Genomic DNA, 6,413 nt, shown 5'->3' on the forward strand with positions numbered 1-6,413 from the left:
ACCACGCAGCCGGCGGTGCAGCGGAACTGTATGGGGCGCTTACGGTTCCTTCTGGTCGAGAGTGCCCCGGAGTAACTGCCCAATGCCGAACGGTGCTCAGAATGGCCGGCCGAGCGCGGCCGGTCCAGGCTTTGCCGACGCGCTGCGCGATCAGACCCAGGGCTATATCGAGAAGCGCAAGGCCGACGCGGCACGGCTCGTGTCGGACGTCGGGGGTGCCATCCGCGACACAGGTGCCAGCTTCGACGCGCTGCCGCAGCTGAAGGAGGTGTTCGAGCAGGCCGCGCTCTGCGTCGACGAGTTGGCCGAGACCATCTCACGTCGCTCCTTTGGTGAGATGTACGATGAGGTGCACGCGGCGGTCCGGCGGCGTCCCGCTCTGGCGACCGCCGCGGCTGCCCTGGCCGCTTTCGCGCTGTTCCGCGCCCTCCGCACGCCCGAGGTTCGTCCGGTTCCTCGCTCGCGCGCGGTCGTCCCGGTTGACGTCCTCCCGACGCCTGACGTCTAGAAAAGCGAGATGGCCGAGCCAGGATTGCGCAGCATCCCGACACTCGTCGGCGATGCGATCCGCGAACTACGGGACCTCGTCGGCGGCGAGATTGCGCTGTTCCGTACCGAGCTGGCGCTGAGCGTCCACCACATATCCCTCGGCCTCAGCCTGCTGCTCATGGCTGCCGTGTTCGCCATTGCGGGCCTGTTCACGCTGCTCCTCGCCTTGGTGAAGGGCATTGCTGTTCTCCTGCAGTCCGACGCGTTGGCGGCGCTGATCGTGGGCGGCGACTTTCTCCTGCTCGCGATCGGTCTCGGACTGTTTGGGCGCAGCAAGACCTCTCTGTCCACGCTAGAGCCGACCCGGACGGGGCGGCAGGTCAAACAGGACGCAAAAGTCCTTACGGAGCGCATAGACACATGAGTGACTCGCCAGACAAGCTAGAGCAGGACGTAGAGGCCAGCCGAGGCCGGCTCGACCGGACGCTGGCCGATCTGCAGGCCCGGTTCAATCGGCCAGGGATCCCGCGTGACTTTGCCGACCTGCGCCGGTCAGGACAGGCAGCGAGCGAGACCGTCGAGCGGCTTGTCGCAGATGTCCGGGTCAATCCCGTCCCGGCGCTCATGATCGCGGCCGGCTTCGGGCTGCTTGTCTACGAGGCTTTTCGAACCGCCGCGGAGCGGAGGCGTCTAGCAGTTGTCTCTGCAGGATCCGCCATCACGACGACCGATCGCCACCTCCCTGAGAACCACCCGGACCGGCTGCACGAGCGGCTCGACGATGCGCTGGAGGAGAGCTTCCCGGGCAGCGACCCGGTCTCGGTGCGGATCACGAAGTAAGCGTTTTCAGAAATTCTGAGCGACCGGCCGGGACCAGCCGACTGGCTGCATCCCGGCCTCGCGCGCAACCCCGACCGCGTCCGCGGTTGGTAGAGCCGTAAATAGCCAGCGGCATGCCAATGCAGCAAACTACGGCGCTAGCACCGTAGCGACGCACGTCCGTGCGCCTGTGCGGGTCAATGCTGCTGCATCTATGCCGATCTAGTCCGGCACGGTGCTACCGGCGTCATGCGACTGGCGGCTTGCCGTGCTTGGCGAGCACGTCGTTGATGGCCTCTGTCATCACGTCCTGCAGCGTCACCTCGCGGTCGAGGGCGACCATCTTGAGGGCCTTCCACGCCTCGGGCCTCGCGCGGACCAGGATCCCGCGACGGCCGTCCGGCTGACGCTTGCCACGCATGGGCTTCGCCGCGGCCGTCTCTGCCTGGGCGTCCTCCTCCATCACGGCCAGCGGCGCGGAAGCGGTCGCCTCGGCGGCCTTCGAAGCCAAGCGGGTGCCGAGGTTGGCGAACGAGGGCTTCTTGCTCACTTCTTCGATCCCCTGATGCCGAGCGCGCGGCGGGTCTCCTGCCACAGCTCCGAAACCTCGCTGGCCGCGGCGCTCCCCGGCTCGAACTCGCCGACGGCCTGACCGCTCGCCAGCGCGTGGGCGAAGGCCGCCCGAGTCGTGATCTGGCCGGCCCAGGGCGTCGCGCTCATCGCGAACAGCGCCTCGCGAGCCTCGGTCACGACGTGCGCGGCCTGGACGCCTCGGCGTGGCGGGGCCGAGTTGATGACCGGCAGCACCGGCTTGCCGATCGCGCGAGCCATCTCCAGCGTGGCCGCCATCGCGGCGATGTCAAAGACGGCCGGCCGGAACGGGATTACCGCGAGGTCGGCCACGCGCATGGCGGCGGCGATGTCGGCCGTGTTGTGCGGCGGGGTGTCGACGAAGCACCAGCCGATCCCATCCTTGCGCGCCGCCTCGATGGTGTCGGGAAGGTCGCGAGCCTCGCACTTCACCGAGACCGGCGTCTCGGCCTGACGCAGCTCATGCCAGAGCGCGAGGCTGCCCTGCGGATCGGTGTCGATCAGAAGGGCCGGTGCATTCGGCGCATCGGCATAAACAGATAGGTGTGCGCACAGCGTACTCTTGCCGCTGCCGCCCTTTCGGCTGGTGAAGACGACGACTCGCAACGTCCGTGCTCCCGTGTCTCAGCATCACCGTGCGGGCGCAGCGTGAAACACCCGTTACCCGCTGGCTCGCTGCCCACGCATCGGCGCAGCGCCGTGAGGGCATTCGAACGCATTGTCGTAGCGTGCTAGCACCGTAGCGATGTGGCTTGCTGCGACACTGTCGGTGTGGCATCGTCACGAACGCAATACAAGTCCTGTTATCTTGCGTCAGGTACGAGGAGCGCCATGGACGTCGTTTTGAAACCCGTCGCAGAGGCGCAGGCGGAATGGGAGCTGCGGGACCGTCTGGGACGCGATCTCGGGAAGGTCACCCGATCGGCTAACCCTGAGGCCTACAAGATCGTCGCGAAGCTCGGTTGCAGCCTCGACGGCGTTGTGACCGCTCACGGGACGCTGGATAGCGCGATGTCCGCCATTGCCACGCGCATGGGTGGCGCTTGCTCCCTCGACAGCCAAGAGTGGGATTGAAGTGCCATGGTCTCACTGCCGGCGGTCATCACGTCTGAACCGGAGCCTGGGCTACCGCCGGCCCAGGCCGACGATGACGCGCAGATGATCCGGCTATGGCTCGCCCGGTCGTCGAGCCCCAACACGCGTCGAAACTACGAGCGCGAAGCGTGCCGCTTCCTGGCGCATGTCGGCAAGCCGCTCGGATCCGTCCGGATGAGCGAGCTTCAGGACTACATCGCGGCCCGGCCCGGGTCCTCGGCGACGGTGGCGCTCACCGCCGCGGCGCTCAAAAGCCTGTTCACGTTCGCCCAGGAGGTCGGGTTCCTGCGTTTCAACATCGGCGCGGCCGTGAAGGTGCCGCCGATCAAGAACACGCTGGCCGAGCGGATCATGTCGGAGGCGGACGCACTATTGATGATCCGGCAGGAGCCCGTCCTGCGAAACCGAGTGCTGCTGACGGTGCTCTATGGCGGCGGCCTGCGCATCTCGGAGGTTTGCGGGCTACGCTGGCGGGATCTCGCGGCCCGGGATGAGGCCGGGCAGGCGACGGTGTTCGGTAAGGGTGGGAAGACGCGGGCGGTGCTGCTCTCGGCCGCGACCTGGAAGGTGCTGGCGGCCCTGCGCGGCGAGGCACCGGCCGATCAACCCGTGTTCCGCTCGCGGAAGGGTGGGGCGCTCGACCCGAGCGCGGTCCACCGGGTGGTGAAGGCCGCGGCTGCCAGGGCCGGCCTACCTATCGAGGTCTCGGCGCACTGGCTGCGGCACGCCCACGCCTCGCACAGCCTCGACCGCGGTGCGCCGAGCCACCTCGTGCAGGCCACGCTCGGGCACGCCTCGGTGGCGACGACCGGGCGCTATCTGCATGCTCGGCCAAGCGAGAGCAGCGCGCGCTTCTTAGGGGTGTAGCAGCTTACAGCACCATCGATGCACGCCGGTACCGACGCATGTTGCTATCACCGTAGCGAACTATCGCAGTACGGGGGTGGCTGGGAAGAAGCGAACGCCCGCCCATGTGCGGCGTCAATCCTCCGGCGTGACGCAGGTCCCCAAGAAGGCCTTCCGCTCCGGGCCCTCTCTAAGCTTCTGACTGTCCGCCCGCTGCCGACACCGGTCGAGCACCGCCGGGTCGACGGCCGATGCGGCTTCCTCGCCGGCAGCTGCCGCGCCTGCAGCCGGCTTTCTGGTCGGCTCAGGCGTGCTCCGCGCATGTCCCGCCGAGGGGAGCCAAGCGAGGGTAGCTAGAGCGGTGAAGAGCGCTAGGAAGCGTCGCATGGGTGCCGCCGGGCTTTAGATGCCGAGATCACAACGTGAGCACCATTTGCAGCGACGGTACAGCATTGAATCTCGGCCCGCTTTATGGATCAGAGCGGCCACCGGGATCCGCGGACGGTCGTCGGCTACATCCGCCGCGCCAATGCGTTCAAAGGTCATTCGGGGAGCGGGTTCCTATGATATATTGCTGAGTCATTCAAAACAGACACAAATAGCCAGTAGTAAGTCTAAATTAACTGATTTCTAAAACCGTTAGGAGCCGGTTTTTAGATAGAACGTTTTTCATGGGCAATGACTCAGAATTCTTACGGAAGATCCTGGCTGGAGGTCCGACAACTCGTGACCCTCCATAGACGGTTTGTGCGTAGCCGTGGCGGCAACGTCGCGATCCTGTTCGCCTTCCTCAGCGTGCCGATGCTCATGCTCTCCGGCGCGGCGGTCGATTACGGCTTCGCGACCCGGCTCGAGACCAAGCTGCAGGCCGCGACGGACGGCACTGCGATCCTCCTATGCCAGACGCCGCTGACGACGACGACGCCCGATCTCAACACGATGGCCCAGACGACGATGGTCGGCGCCATGGGGGTAACGAACCTCGTGGTCGACCCGTTGGTCATCACCAGCAACCCGCGCCAGATCACACTGACAGCCCACAAGCTGTCGACGACCTTCTTCGGCAAGCTCACCGGCACGACGAGCATCAATCCCGGCGCGAAGTCGCAATGCGCCACGCCCCTGCCGAAGACCTTCGAGATCGCGCTCGTTCTCGACAACACCGGATCGATGGCCGAGTCGAGCGGAGGCCAGACGAAGCTGCAGGCGGTCCAGACCGCGGCGACGAACTTCGTCAACTACGTCTACACCAGCGCCGCCTTCTCCAGCGCGACTAAGATCTCGATCGTGCCCTTCGCGGCGGCCGTGGCGGTCAACCCGTCGACCTACCGCTACGCTACCTGGATCGACCAGAACGGCCAGTCGAGCTACCATTGGACCAACGTGCTCTCGCCCGGCGGATCCAACTTCACCAGCCGGTTCGACATCTTCGCCAAGCTCCAAGCTGCCTATTCCGGCTGGGGCTGGGCCGGATGCCTTGAGACGCTACCTTATCCCCTGAACGTCCAGGACGGCGCGCCAACGAGCGGCACCAAGGACTCCTACTACGTGCCGATGCTTGCCCCTGACGAACCGGGCGACTCCAGTAAGACTTACGCAGGATACACGGTCAACAACAACACTTACTATAGCTTCAACAGTTACATTGACGATGACAACGGCACCAACAACGGCACTTGCGCAATGATGTCGTCGAGTACATCGTTCAACTCCGCCGAGGGTCGGGCCTGCAAGTACGTCAGCCCGCACAACGCCGCGCCCACGTCCCTAAACACGTCCACGGGGATCCCGAACGGTCCGAACTTTGGTTGCACGACGCAACCACTTCAGCGGCTGACGAACGACACAACGGGCCTGAAGACCCTGATCAGCAACATGGCGCCTTTAGGCTCGACTAATATCCACGAGGGTTTCATGTGGGGCTGGCGGACGCTCTCGCCCAAGAGTGTCTTCGCGGACGGGAGCGCCTACGCGTCGACCGCGAACAGCTCGAACGCAACGACGATCAACAAGATCATCATCTTGATGACCGACGGCACCAACAGCTGGGCGACGAACCCATATTCTCCGAATGGTTCGATGTACTTCGCAGCGGGCTATTTCCAGAACGCTAACGGCACGACCCCAAACCCACGACTGCCATCTACGAACCAGAACGTCTCCGACACCGCCAGTTCCCGGAACGCGCTCGACGCGCTCACCGCACAAGCGTGCACCAACGCGAAAGCGGTCAACATCTCGATCTATACGATCGGCTTCAGCATCCCGTCCGATCCAATCGACGCGGCAGGTCAGACGCTCCTAAAAAACTGCGCCTCATCATCGAACCAGTACTTCCTCGCGAACACCTCGGATGACCTGATTGGGGCATTCCAGCAGATCCAGGCCAGCATCGGTGCGCTGCGGCTGACGCAGTAGCCTGCCGAACCTACGCCTCAGCGCTACCCTTGGCCTTCCGCGGCCGGCCAGCCCGCTTCGGCTTCTCGGAGACGGTCTCAGCGTGGTCTGCAGCCTTCGGAGCCGTCTTCCGGCGCTGGTTGCCGAGACCGAGGCTCTTGGCGAGAGCCGAGCGC

General features: G+C 65.2%; 8 protein-coding genes. 6 read left to right on the plus strand and 2 right to left on the minus strand.

Translation table 11 applies throughout. The features are described from left to right. Window positions 1-82 precede the first annotated feature (82 nt). The 3 genes from MKL01_RS34725 to MKL01_RS34735 are packed head-to-tail and all read left to right on the plus strand — an operon-like array spanning window position 83 to window position 1,329. Window positions 83-508: a hypothetical protein gene (locus MKL01_RS34725; RefSeq protein ID WP_243909719.1), complete on the plus strand. Its 426-nt coding sequence runs from the start codon at window positions 83-85 to the stop codon at window positions 506-508. A gap of 9 nt (window positions 509-517) precedes the next feature. Beyond that, complete coding sequence (locus MKL01_RS34730; protein ID WP_243909720.1) at window positions 518-913, plus strand: phage holin family protein; 396 nt, start codon at window positions 518-520, stop codon at window positions 911-913. Next, the gene (locus MKL01_RS34735) at window positions 910-1,329 is read left to right on the plus strand and encodes a DUF3618 domain-containing protein (protein WP_243909726.1); all 420 of its coding nucleotides are present in this window, start codon (window positions 910-912) and stop codon (window positions 1,327-1,329) included. Before MKL01_RS34730 ends, MKL01_RS34735 begins: the two co-directional genes overlap by 4 nt. 226 nt (window positions 1,330-1,555) lie before the next feature. On the opposite strand, the gene MKL01_RS34740 is transcribed toward MKL01_RS34735, so the two are convergent. Continuing rightward, entirely contained in the window at window positions 1,556-1,858 is a 303-nt protein-coding gene (locus MKL01_RS34740) for a ribbon-helix-helix domain-containing protein (protein WP_243909721.1), read from the minus strand. After that, window positions 1,855-2,505 (minus strand): ParA family protein, encoded by a 651-nt coding sequence (locus MKL01_RS34745; RefSeq protein WP_243909722.1) that lies wholly within the window; start codon window positions 2,503-2,505, stop codon window positions 1,855-1,857. The genes MKL01_RS34740 and MKL01_RS34745 overlap by 4 nt, the downstream gene beginning before the upstream one ends. Before the next feature lie 225 nt (window positions 2,506-2,730). Here MKL01_RS34745 and MKL01_RS34750 point away from each other — a divergent pair, with 225 nt between their 5' ends. The 3 genes from MKL01_RS34750 (at window position 2,731) to MKL01_RS34760 (ending at window position 6,258) form a co-directional block, all read left to right on the plus strand. Continuing rightward, window positions 2,731-2,973, plus strand: a complete 243-nt coding sequence (locus tag MKL01_RS34750; RefSeq protein ID WP_243909723.1) for a hypothetical protein — start codon at window positions 2,731-2,733, stop codon at window positions 2,971-2,973. 6 nt (window positions 2,974-2,979) lie between these two features. Then, window positions 2,980-3,861 carry a tyrosine-type recombinase/integrase gene (locus MKL01_RS34755; protein WP_243909724.1) on the plus strand — a complete coding sequence of 294 codons (882 nt, stop codon included), beginning with the start codon at window positions 2,980-2,982 and terminating at the stop codon, window positions 3,859-3,861. A 705-nt stretch (window positions 3,862-4,566) separates the two neighbouring features. Next, window positions 4,567-6,258 carry a pilus assembly protein gene (locus MKL01_RS34760; RefSeq protein WP_243909725.1) on the plus strand — a complete coding sequence of 564 codons (1,692 nt, stop codon included), beginning with the start codon at window positions 4,567-4,569 and terminating at the stop codon, window positions 6,256-6,258. Window positions 6,259-6,413 lie beyond the last annotated feature (155 nt).

The sequence above is a fragment of the Methylobacterium sp. J-070 genome, from assembly GCF_022829385.1.
GTDB lineage: Bacteria > Pseudomonadota > Alphaproteobacteria > Rhizobiales > Beijerinckiaceae > Methylobacterium.

Coding starts and splice junctions, on each gene's coding strand:
- MKL01_RS34755 (WP_243909724.1), top strand. CDS start 2,980: ATGGTCTCACTGCCGGCGGTCATCACGTCTGAACCGGAGCCTGGGCTA.
- MKL01_RS34730 (WP_243909720.1), top strand. CDS start 518: ATGGCCGAGCCAGGATTGCGCAGCATCCCGACACTCGTCGGCGATGCG.
- MKL01_RS34725 (WP_243909719.1), top strand. CDS start 83: ATGCCGAACGGTGCTCAGAATGGCCGGCCGAGCGCGGCCGGTCCAGGC.
- MKL01_RS34750 (WP_243909723.1), top strand. CDS start 2,731: ATGGACGTCGTTTTGAAACCCGTCGCAGAGGCGCAGGCGGAATGGGAG.
- MKL01_RS34735 (WP_243909726.1), top strand. CDS start 910: ATGAGTGACTCGCCAGACAAGCTAGAGCAGGACGTAGAGGCCAGCCGA.